The following is a 17664-nucleotide window of genomic DNA, read 5'->3' as shown; positions in this document are numbered from 1 at the left end:
CCGCTCCCTTTAGTTTAACGGCCCAGACCCGAATGAGCAACCGCGTTTTACTGTAAAACGATCTTTGGCAAATGTGTAACAGCGGTATATCCTGAGTGATCCGGAAAGAATGCAAGTAGAATCAGGTGTGAGTGAACATTTTAGGACAAATTAAAAAACAACCGCCTGCCCTTTTGGGGACAAGACAATTGTTTAGATTTAAAACACATTTGCTAATCTTTTAGCGCCTCAACTTCAGATTCAGTTAGACCACTCGTTTTGACAATGATAGAAACTTCAATGCCGAATGAAAGCATATTTTTAGCTATTTCAAAAGCCTTTCTTTTTTCACCTTCCACTAATCCCTTTTCCCTAGCCCATTCAATCATTGAGGCTTCATCGTGCAAATACTTTTGCCGCTCTTCATACAAACGACATGCTTCACGATCCTGACTTAGAAACTCCAGCGTATCCATCGCTTTCTTCAACGTAGGTTCATTCATTTGCAGCACCTCCCATTGTTTGTGGGGACGAGTTTTTTTCTGTGGGTTGCGTTGCTAATCTTTTAGCGCCTCAACTTCAGATTCAGTTAGACCACTCATTTTGGCAATGATTGAACCTTCAATGCCGAATGAAAGCATATTTTTAGCTATTTCAATCGCCTTTCTTTTTTCACCTTCCACTAATCCTTTTTCGATTCCCTTAGCAATCCCCTTCTCCGTAGCCCACTCAATCATCGAGGCTTCATCGTGCAAATACTTCTGCCGTTCTTCATACAAGCGACGCGCCTCACGATCCTGACTCAGAAACTCCAGCGTATCCATCGCTTTCTTCAACGTAGGTTCATTCATTTGCAGCACCTCCCAATTTGATTTGTCAGCACCTTTCAGGAACAAAAGCCAGTTAATCAGACCACCTTCCATCGGAACGGATTGATCATCCAGCTTGGACAGCTCCATAAAATGAACTTCGAGATCATCACTCAATTCAAGTCCAGTGTGGTCTTCCCTCAGATGAAATACATTATGATAACGCTCATTTTCGATAAACGAGTAATTTAAAATATTAATTGTCACACACTTTTTCAGTTCCTTGTAAGTTTGGCCTTCCTGCAACTGACTGGAATAACGCTTGCTCCAATAGTATAAGGTCCGCTTTTCAATATCGTATTTATTAAATAACTGCATCTCAATGTTGATCAATTTACCTTCAGCTGTTTTCGCCCAAATATCAAATATGGACTGTTTATCCAGCGGAGCATCTTTATCGGTATACGGATTAAGGAGTACAATCTCCGTCAGCGGCTGTTCCCCCGATTCTGCAAACGTTCGGTTCAAGAACACTAGCAGTACATCTTTATTTTCTTCACTGCCAAAAATACGCTTGAAAACAAAAACGTTCCGAGGATCGAGCAAATCAGACATCTGACCATCAACTCCGTTTCTTTCTATTATACCATGCTTGGCATGCTTAATTGCAGCATCAACCACCTTTGGGCAAGTTAAACATTCCACACCAAACTACGGTCTCTTACTGCTTCCTCAAGTCTTGAATTTGCTAAGAAGGCTCTCTTCCTCCATTTAACTTAACTCCCGCTTTTTTAAGGATTATTTTAACTTATTTGTTATTAATTAATATTCGCAATGTGTTACCATCGATTAATGATTAGCTTACAGAAAAGACATTTTCGTACCTACATATCCATTACCCTATATCGTTCGATCCCACTACCATTAAAGGAGGGCCGGTTTATTTATGTCGAAACAACATGCACATGCTAGTGACTCTTCAAACATCTCACCACCAAAATCGTGGATACGCCGACACCCGATATTCACTGCACTTTCAATATTGATTTTTGTTCTATTCGCCGCTGTATTCCTCTATTTCTGGCTTCGCCCTTACTTTTCCACGTTTGATCGTTCCGAACAAGGAGATCTGAGCTACTCCATGCCTTCAAGAAACGGAGAATATACCGCCGAGATTTTCGGCGTGCCTTATGGTGGTGCGGCAGGTGGAGTTACTATGTGGGTCGACGTGAAGAAAACGAATGATCCGAATGATTCTACCGTAAAAAACATATATCGCGCCGAGTAACACGGACATGACCATCTGGAATGGGAAAGTGAAAATACCCTCCGAATCGAAAACTGGAATGAGTATGTAGATGAAACCATTACGCTAAACATCGATGAAGAAATCTATGACGGTTGGGGCTGAGCATGCCAAAGCCTGCGTACGAAAGACCAGTACGTTCGGTGTCTAGCACCCGAGAAATAAAAACACAAATAAGCAGCCCCTCTCGCCGACTCTCACGGCAAGCGGGGCTGCTCTTATTCCACCTCTAGAAAGGATCAACACTACTCTTTCTCTTTCTCTTTCTCTTTCTCTTTCTCTTCCAAGCCGCTGTTCACCCTACTCACCACCGCCTCAAGCTTCTGCCGATTGGTGAGCAGGCCGGGGTCATTCGGCAGATAATCCCTTGCTTTGCTGTTATGCAGAAGCGCCTGCTCCCAGTTTCCCATGTGAGCGTAACAAAGGGAGAGCCTGGCGTGTGGCAGCCAAGTGCGGCATGCCGCAGGCACGGGACGTAGACCTGGATCGCGGCTGCTGACATCGAGCGCTTGCATGTACCAGTAGATGGCGGAGACTAGCTCCTGCCGCTCATGGAAGCAAGCAGCGATGGCGCAGCAGAAGTCGGCATGCGGCAGGTCGAATTGAAATGATTGCAGCAGCGCACCCAGCTTCCGACCCGGCTCGCCAAGCCGCTCATAACATTCCGCCAGCCGCGCGCAGGCAATGAGCCGATCCTCGCGATAGCCGCTCGGCTCCAGCAGCAGCTTCGCATACGCCCGAACCGCCGCCGTATAACGCTGGCGGTCATAACATTCGCCTGCATAATAAAACAGCAGGCGTCCCTGGGCTACGCCCTCTTCGGCGATCCATTTGCGCAGAATGCGCACGTTTCGCGCCGAATGATGGCCCGCTTCGCGGCGGTGCGTGACGGCAATGTCTGCCGTAATGACACCGCTCTGCGGGAAGCCTAACTGCTCGTGCAGCCGGCCATGCCAGCGGCACCCCGCTTCCCGCTTAACGAGGCGCAACCGTCGGTCCGTCACGAGCGGACTTCCCTCCGGCCCCTCGGCCAGCGTGTAGCCCAAGATCACAGCCGCCGTCTCACCGCCGGACGGCAGCTGCTGCTTTAACCTTTCAAGCTTCGCCCGTTCCGCGGGCAGCAGCACATCATCCGCATCCAGCCACAGGATATATTCCTGCGTGGCCTGGTCGAAAGAATAATTCCGCGCTGCAGCAAAATCGTCCTTCCACTCATACGTGTAGACCCGGTCGGTGTATTGCGCGGCTATCTCTTTCGTACGGTCAGATGAACCGGTATCTACAATAACGATCTCGTCCACGATGCCGGCGACCGAGTCGAGACAGCGAGCAAGCGTGCGTTGTTCGTTCTTCACAATCATACAGAGACTGATGGTGATCACGGTTTAAGCCCCTTCCTCGTCTTACGCGTATTGCGTTTTTTTCTTCTTGGCCTCATATACTACCCTTCCCCGGTCTCCTGACGACGCAGACGTTTAACCTGCTCCACCGCATTGTCCAACGCCTTTTTGCGTTGATTCATCAGACGAAGGTGATTCTGTTCCACGGCGGCAAAATGTACATGATCCAGCTTCATCCACTCCGTCAGTTGGCTTGTGGTAGGCGAGACATGCAGCTGCGTTTCCCGCCGCCTGCGTGCCACGCAACATAGATATTTATGATGAATTTCCAGCTTCAATACTTCAAAATAAGGCATCAGGCACATCGCCAGGTTCCCGGCGTAGAATGTCTGCTTGTGATCGTAGAACGGATGATACCCGTAAGGAACCGTGACGACCAGCGTCCCTTTTTCATGCAAAAGGCGATGAATATTCATTAACAACGTTTCGGGATGGGCAAAATGCTCTAGCACTTCACCCAGCAGCACCGTATCGAATGGTGTTCTGCCTTTCCACTGGGTAATATCCAGCATACGAAAATCCACTTTATCCTGTACCGGCTTCGATTCCTTCGCCAGCTCTTGCTTGGCATACCGAATGCTCTCTTCTTCCAGATCAATCCCGGTTACCCGAAAGCCTTCCCGTGCCAGCAAAATGGAGGTGATGCCCTGGCTGCATCCAATATCCAGAATTCGTTTACCTGTCGCTTCCCGGCACATCCAGTGAATGCGGGTACGTGTGGCTTCATGTGATTCCTCCGAATTGATCTCGCCATAATAACGCTCACTTACCCGATCATGATTCGCCATGGCTGCCTCCTGACGTTTCCCTCAAGCTTTCAGGGCTCACATCCGGCCGAATCGGCTGTCCAAGCACCACGATATTTCCACCGACACATCCGGCTGTAGCATTACGTGTATCGAAGATCAGCTTCGCATGATCCGCCATCTCCTGATAATCGAAGCCCGTATGATCCGTCGTAATCATGACCAGATCAGCCCCTGCCCACAATGCTGGTGATGCTGGTTGAGCATGAGCAACCGTGCCATCATCCTTGCGGAACACAGGCACCATCGGATCGGTGAAGACCACGTCCGCCCCTGCTTCACGAAGCAGTCTATAGACATCCAGCGCTGGCGATTCACGCAAGTCGTCGATATCTTTTTTGTACGCCATACCCGCCAGTACAATTCGGGCTCCCTGCATCGATGAACCGTTCTGTTCGAGCAGCTCGGCGGCACGCTTGACGACTCTTTCCGGCATTTTTCGATTGGTCGCATCCGCAAGCGAAATGAATTGCAGTTCCGATCCCTGACGGCCAGCGGCCCAGGACAGATAGATCGGGTCAATTGGAATACAGTGTCCACCAATGCCCGGACCCGGATAGAACGGCATATAACCGAACGGCTTGGTCGCCGCAGCGTCCAGCACCTCCCAGATGTTCACGCCCATTTGCTCACAGGCGGGTGTCAGTTCGTTCACGAGCGCGATGTTCACGCTGCGAAACGTATTTTCGAACAACTTTGCCGTCTCCGCCACTGTCGTTGTACTAACGGGAACGATCTCGTTCAGGAACGAACCGTAGAATGCTTTTCCATAAGACAGACAGGACGGCGTGGAGCCGCCAATGATTTTAGGTGTATTTTTCACCCCATAATGCACACTTCCGGGATCTACCCGCTCTGGAGAATAACAGACATGGAACTGCTGCCCTACTTTCCACCCTTTCGCGGCTTCGATCGGATGCTTCACACGCTCCTCGGTGGTGCCAGGATATGTGGTACTTTCCAATATGACAAGGCTGCCCTCCTGAAGATAAGGCGTTATGCCATCCACCGCTGCAGCGATAAATGAAATGTCCGGCTGGTGCTCGGCGGTCAAAGGCGTAGGCACACAGATAACTATGACATCGGCCTGCGCCACTGCTGCGAAATCCGTGCCTACCATGAACAACCCGGCCTGAGCAAGGGATTGCACCACCTTATCCTCAATGCCGATCACATACGATTTCCCGGCACGCAGCTTAGCCACCTTCGCACCATCGATGTCAATTCCGTGCACCTGATATCCAGCCTGCGCCATCTCCACCGCCATGGGTAACCCAACATACCCGAGACCAATGACGGCAGCTTTCAGGGAGCGGTTGTTTATGTTTTGAAGCGTGGTACGTTCCTGTGTTTCCTTATTTCCTTCGTGTTTGCTGCTCTCTACCATTCCTTCCACCTCCAAACGGTCCGCCTCCCTTCTATTAATCGATAAAGCCGCCTGCACGCAAAAATTGGGCAATCGCTGACCGGTTCATCATCGCGCTGTCCGAACGATACTCGGAAAAGGTCACACGAGGCAGACCACTATACGGATCTGTCAGGCTTTTGTCCGGTTCTTGTGGCAAAATCACATAATATTGCTCGTCATATTTGTAGGTACGTGGTGCCTCGAATGGAGAAATGAGTACTTCATGCAATTTTTCACCCGGACGAATCCCGGTTACTTTATAGTCGTGAGCCGGACGACCTGCCTGTTCCAACATGACCGACGCCAGATCTGTCATCTTGCAGGCTTTCATTTTCATCACAAACGTCTCACCGCCCACTGATGCCTCAGCCGCCTTCAATAACAAATGGATGGCCTCCGTCCGCGTCAGGAAAAAGCGGGTCATGCCTTTGTCCGTAATGGTCAGGCTCTTGCCTTCATCAATCTGACGACGGAACAATGGAACAACGCTGCCGCTGGTTCCGAGCACATTCCCCCCACGAATACACACAAAACGGGTGGACTCGCTCAAACCATTGGCACGAATCATCATCTTTTCACCCAGAGCCTTGGTCATGCCATAAACGTTAATCGGATCTACCGCCTTGTCGGTGGACACGTCAATGACTTTGGCAACCTGCATACGAATCGCAGCGCGAATAATATTCTGCGTGCCGATGACGTTGGTCTTGAATGCTTCATCCGGCTGATCCTCGCATACCGGAACATGCTTCAGTGCAGCCAGATGGAAGAGAACATCCACCCCACGACAGGCTTCCTCCACAGCACGATAGTCGCGAATGTCCCCGATGACAAAACGCAAACGTGCATCATGACCGAAATCCCGTTGCATCGCAATCTGGGCGTACTCATTACGCGAGAGAATCCGAATCTCGGCTGGATTCTGCTCCAGCAGTACCTCGGTCAGTTTTTGTCCCCAGGAGCCTGTTCCTCCGGTGATCAGAATCGTTTGTCCTTTAATCATGGTTGAATCCCTCCTTGTTCAGATCATGAATTCGCGTAATACCGCAGCCATCTCTTCCCGGTTTAACCGATCTTTGGGCGGTACTTTTTTGATGGAAGTATTGCTGGAATGCACAATATTCACGTAATTGCGCGGAGCTAGCAGCTCATGCGGAAGCTCAATGACATTGCCATGTGTTCCTCGGCCCGGCAGCTTCACCCGGTATCCTGCTGCATACTCCGCCGTTTTATATAGGTAGACATAGAACTGCGGGGAACGATGGAACGCTGGAGCCATCTCATGATTCACGCTATCCCACAGATATCCATTCTGATTAATGAGTGCCATCGCTCCGGGCTGCGGCTGCACATCATAGAGCTGTTGAACAAACGTCTTGTGATACAGATCATCTGAATCCAGTCGGGCTATATAGATATCCTCTGCTCCCTCGGCAAAAGCCAGAATGGCACGCACACTTTCGATATTTGTTCCAAAACGGATATTGGAAGGCAATGGCTCCTGTTCGGCCAGAATCTCTTGCATCAGTTCCCCGGATTCCTTGGACAGCTTCACCACGGTCAGGAAATCCTGATTCGTCTGGGCCTTAAGGCAATGCAAGGTGAATCTACGAAAAATACCCACCCGCCGCTCCAGCCATTCTCTCGTCAGCCGCTGCGGGTCCATCCCATAATTGTTGAAGTTAATCTCAATAACCACTCTTCTGGACATACCCTTCCCCCTCATCAAGTCTGTGATCTTCTTTCACTTCAGTCTGACTATTTTCATAGTCTTTACAGCCCTTTCCACGCCAAAAACGGCCTCTGTCTGCCCGAAGCTGCCATACAGAAGCTCTAGTCAATCCAGCCGACTCTATAACGTATGAAAAAATAATAGAACCGGTCCGGACTCTTGCACGTGTTCTTCCATAAATCAGCTTTTACATAAGCCCGCCAGCGCTCACCTGTACCGGAAGTAGATTGATATATACCCGAAGATGCGCCCTGCGGGTCGAACGCACAATACGTAGTCGAATCCGCAACATAGAATAGAGCAATTGAATTTTCAAAGGGGGCCTTATACCAGAATGAATGCAATCTATCTTGAAATGGATGGTGTGCTGGATCAACTTGAAGCCGCGGTGAGAGAGCAGCGTCCTTTCTCTCTGGTCCGTGTGGGTGATGGGGAGAATATCGTCATGTCCCAGGAAACGGTCTGGACCACGGAACAGGTTCTGCAAGAGCGTTGGGCCATCAAGGCCAATCTGGGTCAAAAAGGACTGCGTCTACCCAATCTGCAGCTCCGGGATGAGGTAGCCGCTTCCTTACAACGGGCGAATATCGTAGGCGTTCTTCCACACGGGGACAGTACTATCAAAGCCCCGGAGCATCTCAAAAGACAGCTGACCGACACGGTGTTCGCGCATTTCGGCATTTCTCCGGCACTGACTTGCCATGCCTGTGTCAATCGGGAACTCGCGCAGGTGCCCCGCTTCTGGAGTATGCTCGCAGGCAAGCGTATACTGCTCGTTACCCGCGAGATTGAACAGTTGCGGGCCATGCTCGTTCAGGAGCCGTATCACCTGAATATTACAGCTGCGCTGCCCTTCGACGGCTGGGATCAGATGCAGGAGACACTGCAATGGATTCAAACGAATCAGGATACCTTCGATGTAGCTCTCTTCTCCTGTGGTGTGAACGCGGTTGTCCTTGCGGAGCGGACAGCGGCACTTGCGGGCAAAGTCGCCATCGACTTCGGCAAAGCCAACAACATCATTTTGAAAGGCCGCGCCAACTAGTTTGTAAAAGTTAAAAGTGGATACTACAACAAAAAATCCCGGACTCCTTGGAGCCGGGATTTTTGTCTGTTCATCATAAGATGCCGTATGATAACACTCTTCCTGTTGAACCTTCTGTTCACAGGAACCAATTGGTGGCTGCAATACCATAGAACACTTCGGGTCCGGTTCGTACCGATGTGGATACCCCTGAAATAAACGAGGTATACACACTTTCCAGTGCAGGCGGTGCGGACAGATCCTGTGCAGTGAACGAATGAAATTCAGCGCCACCGTTCTGACCTACTGTACCTTCGGCGCGATAGATTACAAAGAACGGATCGTAAACACTGCCCCGTACAAGTTCAACAACGAACGTATCCCCCACTTCTCCAGTAACGCCAACCGTGCCATTCAAGGTGATAATGGGGTTTGGGACACCAAGGGTCTGCAGACCAATGGAGCCAAACGCTTCCGGCGAAGGAGACAGGGACAAACCCGGCTGTCCTACGAATCCCGAGTTCATCGAACTTCTCATATCGAGAAACACACCCATGAGTAACACCTCCAATGCTATGGGATACGTTATTCTATGAATCTCGACTCTCTTTGGACTGGATGGGTAACAGATTCCATCCACCTATTTTTATTTGCCTCCGGTTAATGGTATATTGAACTGCATAACGAAATGAACGGATCGTATGCACACAAGCGGTACAGGCTGTTCAGAAGGAGATTATTATTTATGAATAAACGCAAACGCCCAACAGGCAATACATCGGCCAAGGGGAAAGCATCCACAGGTTCGTCCACAGCACGGTCCGGTCGGTCCACTTTCACTTCGGCCAAATCATCAGGACCATCCGCATCACGCAATGCAGGAGCGGCGAAGAAACCAGTAGCCGCCAAATCCTCCGCGGCTCCCAAGAAGGCCGGAGCACCCAAACCCAAAGCAGCCAAACGCTCGGGCAATTCCTATTATCGCAAGCAAGAACCACCACGCCCATACAAGGTTACTGAACCGGATGAGTTGCTCAACTTCTTGCTGAAGCACTTGAAGTCCGGCCGGAATGCGGTCAAATCCATTCTGGGTCGTGGTCAGGTTTCCGTTGATCAGAAAGTGGTGACCAAGTTTAATCTGGAGCTGACGCCAGGGCAAATCGTAACGATCAGCAAAGAAGGCGCAGTTGCCGCTCCTTCCCTGACGGGCATTAACATTTTGCATGAAGACGATGATATCATCGTCATTCGCAAGGAAGCCGGACTGCTATCCATTGCCGCTGACAAAAGTGATGATCTTACCGCTTATCGCCAGTTGACCGAGCATGTTCGCCGTACCGACGCGCTGAACCGAATATTTATTGTCCATCGTCTGGACCGCGACACTTCAGGTGTCATGATGTTTGCCAAGAGTGAAGAAGTGCAGCAGAAGCTGCAGGACAACTGGAAAGAGAATGTACAGGAACGTTTGTATATTGCCCTTGTGGAAGGCGCCGTTGCGAAAGAAGAGGGCACCATTTCCTCATGGTTGAAAGAAACCAAAACGCTCAAAATGTATTCTAGTTCTCGCCCGAATGATGGACAACATGCCATTACTCACTACAAACGTCTACAGTCGAACCGCGAGTTCTCCTTGCTGGAAGTCCGTCTGGAAACGGGACGCAAAAACCAGATTCGTGTGCATATGGAAGATCTGGGCCATCCCATCGCAGGCGACAAAAAATACGGTGCTCATACCAAAACACTGGGTCGCCTGGGACTGCATGCACGAGTTCTCTCGTTCATCCATCCAACGTCGGGTGAGTTGATGAGATTTGAGACCGACATTCCGAAACAGTTCCTCTATCCATTCCGTACGGATGCTCCACCAGCGAACTAACGGGATGATTCAAAGAACAGGCATTGCTGACTCAGCGATTTCAGCCGATTCTGGACAAGCCTCGGTGCCGGAACTGGCCGATGGACTGACCACGCCTGAAAGGAGGAAGCGATACTGAAAAACTTGCTGATTACCGGTTATCGCGCACATGAACTACAGATCTTTGGACAGAAGCATGAGGGAATTCCTTTCATCAAAAAGGCGATCTCCTCCCGTCTTACGCCCCTGGTCGAAGACGGGCTGGAATGGGTGCTGACACCGGGCCAATACGGTGTAGACCTGTGGGCCTGCGAAGTGGTGCTTGAGCTGAAAAAGACGTTCCCGGATCTGAAGCTGTCCATCATTACCGCTTTTCAGAATCCCGAGGAACAATGGAAGGAAGACAAACAGGAATATTATCGCTCCATTCTTCAAGGCGTGGACTATTATGGTGCGATTAGTCGTCAGCCGTATATCGGCCCGTGGCAGTTTACTGCGCGGGATGACTTACTGTTGCGCAAAAGTGACGGTCTCCTGCTCGTTTATGATGAAGATGCCGGGGATGGAAGTCCCCGTTTTATTAAGGAAAAAGCGGTCAAAAAACAGCAGAATGAAGATTATACGATCATCAGCGTCACCTCGGAGGATATCCAATCGGTCGCCGAAGATGAACGGATGAACGATGTTGGGGATTATGAAGATTCTTCATTCTGATCTGTGTACGACTGGAGTAGCAATGAATGACGTACATATGTTTTTTTTGGCGGCAGGTTGGGTATAAGTAGTAGTAAAACTGCGATTACCATGTCGTATGGGACAAAGGGGAACTGCAACCATGACATTAACGCCAGAGCAGCGCATTCAACTGCATGGATTCAACAACCTGACTAAGTCGCTGAGTTTCAATATGTACGATATCTGTTATACAAAAACCAAAGATGAACGCGAAGCTTACATTGAATATATTGATGAACAATATAATGCGGCCCGGCTGAGCAAAATCCTGAACAACGTGTCTGACATTATCGGTGCCCATGTGCTGAATGTCGCCCAACAGGACTATGTTCCCCAGGGTGCAAGTGTGACGATGCTTGTGTCGGAAGGCCCCATTGTGGAGATCCCCGAAGAATCCTTCGATGAATCTCCCGGCCCCCTGCCCGATAATGTCGTCATGCAGCTCGACAAAAGCCATATTACCGTTCATACGTACCCCGAATTCCACCCGAGCGAAGGCATCAGTACGTTCCGGGCAGATATTGACGTCTCTACCTGCGGTGAAATCTCGCCGCTAAAGGCTCTGAACTATCTGATCCACTCGTTCGATACGGATATCATGACGATGGATTACCGGGTGCGTGGCTTTACACGGGATACGAGTGGACGCAAGCTGTTCATTGATCATGAGATCGGCTCAATCCAGAATTACATTCCGGATGAGATCAAGAGCAGCTTCGACATGATTGACGTGAACGTCTATCAGGAGAACATTTTTCACACCAAATGTAAACTGAAAGAATTCGATCTCGATAATTATCTGTTTGGTTATACCAAAGATAAACTGAGCAAGGCCGAGCAACAGGAAATTACGGAGTGGTTGAAGCTGGAGATGGATGAGATTTATTATGGCAAAAACATCAATCGTCCTTCTTCATAGCTAATTCGTGAGGACTGATTCATACGGACTGGAACAAGGATAAGATGTCATGAAGCAGGATTTCGTAATGGAAACCTCCGTCATGCTCTTGTCCTTTTCTTTTGCCTAACTTGACAGGCAGTAGCTCATTTTTTTATGATGAAAGCAATTGCATTTTCCATTGAAGGAGACTGAGCCGTTGATTGAAACGAACACTTCCAGACGCAATGAATCTCTGTTACAAGCGCTGAACGTGCAGCACAAGGTTACCACTGAAAATATTGCCAATGCAGACACACCCAATTACAAAAAGAAATCGGTGGAGTTTGAGGAAGAGCTTAGACGTATCATTGAGAATGGCAAAACAGATCAGCTCGATATGAAGCGGACTCATGAAAAACACTTTCCGGTCAGTAATGCCAATGACTCCATCGTAAACTACCGGATTGTCGAGAACAACGAAACTTCCATGAATAATAACAACAATAACGTTGATATTGACAAGGAAATGGCGAACCTTTCGGAGAATCAGCTCATGTATAACTACATGGTTGATCGGGTCAGCGGGCACTACAAGAAAATGAAAAACCTGTTGCAGGATATGAAATAATGAATGGTAGAGCAGCCCTTTGGCTGCTTTTTGTTTTGTCTACATTCGGAAACATGTAGATGATCTATATTGAATTATATTGATCTATATTATCGCATTTAGCGTCGCTTTTCTTTTCCTAATCAGGAGGATATTCTCCCCTACTTGTGCCCTTTTTCGGTATCCTCTCTGATTCGTAGTATAATGAGATAAAATGTATGATTTCATATCCAATAAAAGAGGTGCAACATGGCTCCACGTCATTTAAATGCTTTTCAAGGCTCCAAAGTCCGACTGGCCGCTCCTTGCCCAGAAGACTGCATGCGGCTCTCCCGCTTTACTGACAGTTATGATTACTTGCGTAATCTGGATACCGATATTGCTGTTCCGCTAACGCCGGATGAGACGGGGTCATCCGCAGTTCGGAGAGACAACGGTTTTGAATTTGCGCTGCGTACTCTCGAGGATAATCGGTTCATCGGATTCACGGCCCTCTACCGAATTGAGTGGAATAACCGCTCTGCACGCCTGGCCATTGGTATTGGTGATGACAAAGATCGGGGTAAAGGATACGGCAGTGATGCTCTCGCCCTGATTATTCGTTATGGATTCCATGAATTGAATCTGAACCGGATTGCGCTCGAAGTGATTGAATACAATGAAGCTGCGAGGCGCGCCTATCTGAAAGCCGGATTTCGGGAGGAAGGCCGTCAGCGCTCTGCCGTTCTACGGGATGGCACGCATTATGATCTGATCTCCATGAGTATCCTTGCAGAAGAATGGTCAACGCAGACCAAACTTCCGCTCGCGTTTCAGTCTACTCATGTCCAAGGAGCTAAACAGACGGAAGATCACTCAGACTCACGATTGGTCGCTGCCGAAGAATCTGCGTTGTCCTTACTTAACACCAAAGGTACAGAGAACTCTACTGTGCAACCTCGGATTGGTGTCGGAGCGGTCATCCTCAACGAACGTAATGAAGTCCTTTTGGTTTGGCGGAATCGTCAGCCTGAACAGTACACCTGGAGTATCCCTGGGGGCAAAGTCGACCCATACGAATCGCTGGAAACGGCGGTTATTCGGGAAATTAAGGAAGAAGTCGACCTCGATATTGCCATCGAGGGATTACTCTGCACGGCCGAAACCATTCGTCCGGAACAGGAAGAACATTGGATATCCGTCCTCTATTTCACGCGGGTCATCCGCGGTATTGCCCGCAATCTGGAGGAAGGCGGTGCTATTGGTGAGATCGGCTGGTTCCCACTGAACGATCTCCCCTCTCCGCTAGCGAGTTTTACCGTGCCTGGCCTACAAGCCATAAAGCAACTCTATTCCCAAGATTGAGTGTGGAAACCGTGAATTAGAATGATGAACTACAATAAATGCATAACAACCACCGAACTCCTTTTTCAAAGTCAAAGGGGAGCTTGGCGGTTGTTTTCAGTTTTCTGCGCAAATTCCTTCTTTGTGGTAGTCTCAGTACGTGTATACATAACTTTTTTTCCAAAATCAAGAACCGTTTGGCCCTTTGCACGGTCTAATACGCAACAACATCCATGAAAGGAGGAGCCATGTGACCCCTGCTCAACTGACCATCGCCGCACAAAAAGGGGATGCCGAGGCTTTTGCAGCCTTAATGGAGATGCATCAGAGCCGACTGTACCGGATCGCCTGTGCCTATCTGCACAACGAGGGCGATGCGCTGGAAGCGATACAGGAATGCACCTACAGAGCTTATCGAAAGCTCAAGAAATTAAAAGAACCCTCCTATTTCGCCACTTGGCTAATCCGCATTCTGCTGAACTACTGTGCAGACGAACGCAAACGCAAGAGCCGGTTCAGCCACGTTACCGAAATTCATGAACCCAGCAGCTGGGACCAGCCCGCAGACCCTGATCTGGCCGCAGCCGTCTCTGCGCTGGATCGGGATTGCAAACCAATTATTATTCTAAGCTATTTCGAAGGTTTCTCCTTAACAGAGGTCGCTGATATTCTAGAAGTCCCGACCGGAACCGTAAAATCCCGATTGCACCGGGCACTTAGGCAGCTCCGGGACCAACTTGAAACGAAAGGAGATGTAACATCATGAGCGATGAAATGAAGCCATTTGAAGCCATTGAGCAGCGTCTGAATGATCGTAAAACAGAATACGACGCCATGTCTGTACCGGATGCCAAAGCATATCAGGCTGTTCAGGCTGGAATTCGTCAGGCTGCGCGCAAGCGCAAGTCCCGGCTGCGCTGGGTTATGAGCTCCATATCTGCAGCCGCAATCATCCTCGTGTTTACGGGATGTATCCGCGTCTCCCCCGCTTTTGCGTCCTTTGTGGAGCAACTGCCAGGCATGGAGGGCATCGTCAGTATGATTCGGCAGGATAAGGGGTTAATGATGGCCATCGATCAATCCCTCTTGCAGAAGGTTGGTGTGACCGATGAGCATGATGGAGCTTCGGTGACCGTGGACAGCATCATTACAGATGAGTCACGCATGGTTATTTTTTACACGATGAAAGGCATGAAAGATCCAGACAAGGGTATGTATGACATCGATTTGCTTGATGAGCATGGTAAGAATCTTCCTGTTGGATTTAGTTATTCTTCCCCTAAACCGACTTCAGACGAGAATGTTTATGAAAATTATATCGATGTTATCTTTACGGGCGATGCTTCCCCCCCCGAAGAACTAAGTGTTGTATTTAAATCCAGATATAAAGGGAGTTCTAAAGAGTGGAAAGTTACTTTCCCAGTAGACACTGATTTAACGAAAGGTATGAAAAAAATCATCCCGGTAAATCAAACGTTAATGGTAGATGGGCAGCGTATTGATGTTAAACAGGCTACCCTTTATCCAACTCGTTTTGTGCTTGATGTAAAATTCGATCCAAAAAATACAAAGAAGATCTTTGGACTGGATGATCTTCAATTGGTCGATGAACAAGGCCGCGCATGGAGAACAAACACCACGACAGGTGAGGATGAACGATCCATTTATTTTGAAAGCATGTACTTCTCTATTCCGAAAAAGCTGACTTTACAAGGATCTGGATTTTCGGGGTTGAATAAAAATGAACTGGATATCGTCGTTGATCTGAAATCACACAAAATTACAGGCGGTCCATCTGGATTGAAGATGCTTGGAAGCAAGGTCGTTGGTAAAGATTTGGTTATCCATTTCTCTGTGGACGGTAGTATGGAAGGCAAGTTCATTCTAGCTTTCAGAGATGTTATGGACAAAGCAGGTAAAGAATATCAGATTCCAGGCTCCAATTGGAGCAGTGGAGATGGAACAGATGAAAGACATACAATTATCTCTTCTACTATTCAAAATGGGGCTAAGATGAAAGGGGAAATAAAGATGCATATTTCCACCTATCCAATGAAATTTAAATCACCATTTTCAATGGAAATCCCGGTGAACCCTTAATCATTTTCAGAATCATGCTGGTATAAGCGCAATTATTCTTTATAATGGAAACATTCGTTAAATTGATATGTTCACAAGAAAGGGTGTTTCCAAAATGAATAACCGTTCTATCCGTTACCCGCAACCACTCGCTTCGGGAAATACCATTGGCGTGGCTGCACCATCCAGCGGTGTAAGTGAATCCTTGCATCATTACCTTGAAGAGAGCAGGCACAACATGGAGCGCCTTGGTTTTAGTGTTCAGGAGAGCCCATTTCTACGGCATAACGCCAAATGTGTAAGTTCCTCCAAGGAAGATCGCGCTGCCGAGATCAATGCATTTTTCCGTGACCCTGAGATTCAGGCTATTATCCCTCCGTGGGGTGGAGAATTCCTTATGGATATCCTGCCCCTGCTGGATTGGGAAGCTTTGAAAACGTTACCGCCCAAATGGGTCATGGGATATTCGGATATCAGTACCTTTTTATTCGCATACACCCTGATCACTGGAACAGCTTCGGCACATGGTACGAACTACGTGGATCTAAGATCCAACGAGCTCGATCCGGTGACCGCCCGCTGGATTGATGTATTACAGACAGGCCAGGGCGGCCAGATCACTCAATCTTCCTCCACTCACTATCAATCGGAATGGAAACCGGAGTTGTCGACGTTCAATCTGGATACTCCTTCTTACTGGAAACATCTGGGTCAACCAGAAGGAACAGACTCGCAAGTTACATTCTCAGGTCGGTTAATCGGCGGCTGTATGGATACAATCACCTGTTTGATTGGCACGCCTTACGCACCTGTTGGAGCGTATCTTGATCAGTATTGTGCAGAAGAAGGAACGATCTGGTATCTGGAAAGCTGTGAGATGAATGCGGGTGATATCTACCGTCATCTGTGGCAGATGAGACAGGCAGGCTGGTTTGCAGGCGTAAAAGGCTTCATGTTCGGCCGACCTGCTGGTTATTCCGATACAGGAGATTTCAACTTCATCGATGCCCTGTCTTCGGCTCTCGGAGATATGGATGTTCCCGTACTGTATGATGTGGATCTTGGCCACATCCAGCCACAGTTAACTTTTGTGAATGGCGCACTGGGCAATGTGGCTTATCAGAATGGGCATGGAAGACTTGAGATGGCATTTGTGTGATCACCTTTTGTAGGCAGATGCATACCTTGAAGTAAGAAATTATTTTGAGGAAGGGTTGTGCATCATGTCTGAATCCACATCCACACCATCCGCACGGGTCGTATACCAAGCCAATCAACCAATGCTCCAATCCGTGCAAAGTGTGCGGAATATGCTTCATCATACAGCCCGGCAGCATGTAGGCAAGAATGTGCAAGTCCAGAATATCGATGGTCAGGTATGGGAAGGTGTCATTATCAGCGCAGATCGGGGAATACTGTATCTCCAGGTTACGCCGATGCATGGATATCCTGAGCCACGCGCCTTGTTTGGACCAACCATTCTGCCACTCGTGCTGTATGAGCTGTTGGTCATTACCCTGTTGATGTAGTTGTTTTTTGTCTCGATTGAGCCTAACCCAAGAAGCTTCACTCCCTTTGACCATCAGGCCCCGGGAGCGAAGCCTTTTTGGGTTTTAGGAGTTATCGGGTTATCAATTTGGTGTGAATGTATGCATTAATCTCTGCAACCTGAATGACTTCCTTTAGTTCGTGCGGTATGTTTCCTTGCTAACGTGTGA

Annotated in this window: 18 protein-coding genes and 2 pseudogenes; 12 read left to right on the top strand and 8 right to left on the bottom strand. The window is 48.6% G+C overall.

The window, feature by feature from the left end; genetic code table 11:
* Positions 1-212 precede the first annotated feature (212 nt).
* Positions 213-497 (bottom strand): annotated as a pseudogene (locus PTQ21_RS12870) (Rpn family recombination-promoting nuclease/putative transposase); the annotation flags it as partial.
* A 39-nt stretch (positions 498-536) separates the two neighbouring features.
* Entirely contained in the window at positions 537-1403 is an 867-nt protein-coding gene (locus PTQ21_RS12865; RefSeq protein WP_274570095.1) for an Rpn family recombination-promoting nuclease/putative transposase, read from the bottom strand.
* A gap of 331 nt (positions 1404-1734) precedes the next feature.
* Between PTQ21_RS12865 and PTQ21_RS12860 the strand changes: the two genes are divergently transcribed.
* A complete protein-coding gene (locus PTQ21_RS12860; protein WP_274570094.1) occupies positions 1735-2076 on the top strand; it encodes a hypothetical protein in 342 nt (113 codons plus the stop codon).
* A 263-nt stretch (positions 2077-2339) separates the two neighbouring features.
* Here the strand turns inward: PTQ21_RS12860 and PTQ21_RS12855 are convergent, their stop codons facing one another.
* From PTQ21_RS12855 to PTQ21_RS12835, 5 genes are all read right to left on the bottom strand, one after another.
* Complete coding sequence (locus PTQ21_RS12855) at positions 2340-3455, bottom strand: glycosyltransferase family 2 protein (RefSeq protein ID WP_274570093.1); 1116 nt, start codon at positions 3453-3455, stop codon at positions 2340-2342.
* Between the two features lie 80 nt (positions 3456-3535).
* Complete coding sequence (locus tag PTQ21_RS12850) at positions 3536-4282, bottom strand: class I SAM-dependent methyltransferase (protein ID WP_063568330.1); 747 nt, start codon at positions 4280-4282, stop codon at positions 3536-3538.
* A complete protein-coding gene (locus tag PTQ21_RS12845) occupies positions 4269-5696 on the bottom strand; it encodes a nucleotide sugar dehydrogenase (RefSeq protein ID WP_274570494.1) in 1428 nt (475 codons plus the stop codon). Before PTQ21_RS12845 ends, PTQ21_RS12850 begins: the two co-directional genes overlap by 14 nt.
* Before the next feature lie 25 nt (positions 5697-5721).
* Positions 5722-6711, bottom strand: coding sequence for a polysaccharide biosynthesis protein (locus PTQ21_RS12840; protein ID WP_274570092.1), 990 nt, complete (start codon positions 6709-6711; stop codon positions 5722-5724).
* Between the two features lie 18 nt (positions 6712-6729).
* Positions 6730-7419, bottom strand: a complete 690-nt coding sequence (locus tag PTQ21_RS12835) for a glycosyltransferase (RefSeq protein WP_274570091.1) — start codon at positions 7417-7419, stop codon at positions 6730-6732.
* Between the two features lie 355 nt (positions 7420-7774).
* On the opposite strand from PTQ21_RS12835, the gene PTQ21_RS12830 reads away from it, so the two are divergent.
* Positions 7775-8485, top strand: coding sequence for a GT-D fold domain-containing glycosyltransferase (locus PTQ21_RS12830; RefSeq protein ID WP_064639872.1), 711 nt, complete (start codon positions 7775-7777; stop codon positions 8483-8485).
* Positions 8486-8603: 118 nt separating this feature from the next.
* Here the strand turns inward: PTQ21_RS12830 and PTQ21_RS12825 are convergent, their stop codons facing one another.
* Positions 8604-9020: a hypothetical protein gene (locus PTQ21_RS12825; protein WP_063564344.1), complete on the bottom strand. Its 417-nt coding sequence runs from the start codon at positions 9018-9020 to the stop codon at positions 8604-8606.
* Positions 9021-9209: 189 nt separating this feature from the next.
* Between PTQ21_RS12825 and PTQ21_RS12820 the strand changes: the two genes are divergently transcribed.
* The 10 genes and pseudogenes from PTQ21_RS12820 to PTQ21_RS12775 all read left to right on the top strand — a co-directional run bounded on the left by PTQ21_RS12820 (position 9210) and on the right by PTQ21_RS12775 (position 17475).
* A complete protein-coding gene (locus PTQ21_RS12820) occupies positions 9210-10343 on the top strand; it encodes an RluA family pseudouridine synthase (RefSeq protein ID WP_274570090.1) in 1134 nt (377 codons plus the stop codon).
* Between the two features lie 114 nt (positions 10344-10457).
* Positions 10458-11036 carry an SLOG family protein gene (locus tag PTQ21_RS12815; RefSeq protein WP_274570493.1) on the top strand — a complete coding sequence of 193 codons (579 nt, stop codon included), beginning with the start codon at positions 10458-10460 and terminating at the stop codon, positions 11034-11036.
* Between the two features lie 121 nt (positions 11037-11157).
* Positions 11158-11976 (top strand): adenosylmethionine decarboxylase, encoded by an 819-nt coding sequence (speD, locus tag PTQ21_RS12810; RefSeq protein ID WP_063564347.1) that lies wholly within the window; start codon positions 11158-11160, stop codon positions 11974-11976.
* A gap of 178 nt (positions 11977-12154) precedes the next feature.
* Complete coding sequence (flgB, locus tag PTQ21_RS12805) at positions 12155-12565, top strand: flagellar basal body rod protein FlgB (RefSeq protein WP_072734238.1); 411 nt, start codon at positions 12155-12157, stop codon at positions 12563-12565.
* Between the two features lie 228 nt (positions 12566-12793).
* A pseudogene (locus tag PTQ21_RS12800) lies at positions 12794-13237 on the top strand (GNAT family N-acetyltransferase); the annotation flags it as partial.
* A 198-nt stretch (positions 13238-13435) separates the two neighbouring features.
* Positions 13436-13888, top strand: a complete 453-nt coding sequence (locus tag PTQ21_RS12795; RefSeq protein WP_064641027.1) for an NUDIX domain-containing protein — start codon at positions 13436-13438, stop codon at positions 13886-13888.
* A 229-nt stretch (positions 13889-14117) separates the two neighbouring features.
* Positions 14118-14633, top strand: a complete 516-nt coding sequence (locus PTQ21_RS12790; protein WP_274570089.1) for an RNA polymerase sigma factor — start codon at positions 14118-14120, stop codon at positions 14631-14633.
* The gene (locus tag PTQ21_RS12785; protein ID WP_274570088.1) at positions 14630-15967 is read left to right on the top strand and encodes a DUF4179 domain-containing protein; all 1338 of its coding nucleotides are present in this window, start codon (positions 14630-14632) and stop codon (positions 15965-15967) included. The genes PTQ21_RS12790 and PTQ21_RS12785 overlap by 4 nt, the downstream gene beginning before the upstream one ends.
* Before the next feature lie 94 nt (positions 15968-16061).
* Positions 16062-17105: a S66 family peptidase gene (locus PTQ21_RS12780; protein WP_274570087.1), complete on the top strand. Its 1044-nt coding sequence runs from the start codon at positions 16062-16064 to the stop codon at positions 17103-17105.
* Positions 17106-17169: 64 nt separating this feature from the next.
* Positions 17170-17475: a hypothetical protein gene (locus PTQ21_RS12775; RefSeq protein ID WP_063564352.1), complete on the top strand. Its 306-nt coding sequence runs from the start codon at positions 17170-17172 to the stop codon at positions 17473-17475.
* The last annotated feature ends 189 nt before the right edge of the window (positions 17476-17664 follow it).

The organism is Paenibacillus marchantiae, from assembly GCF_028771845.1.
Classification (GTDB): Bacteria; Bacillota; Bacilli; order Paenibacillales; family Paenibacillaceae; genus Paenibacillus; species Paenibacillus marchantiae.
Note: the sequence above shows the minus strand (reverse complement) of the source record. Positions and strands in the feature narration are given on the sequence as shown.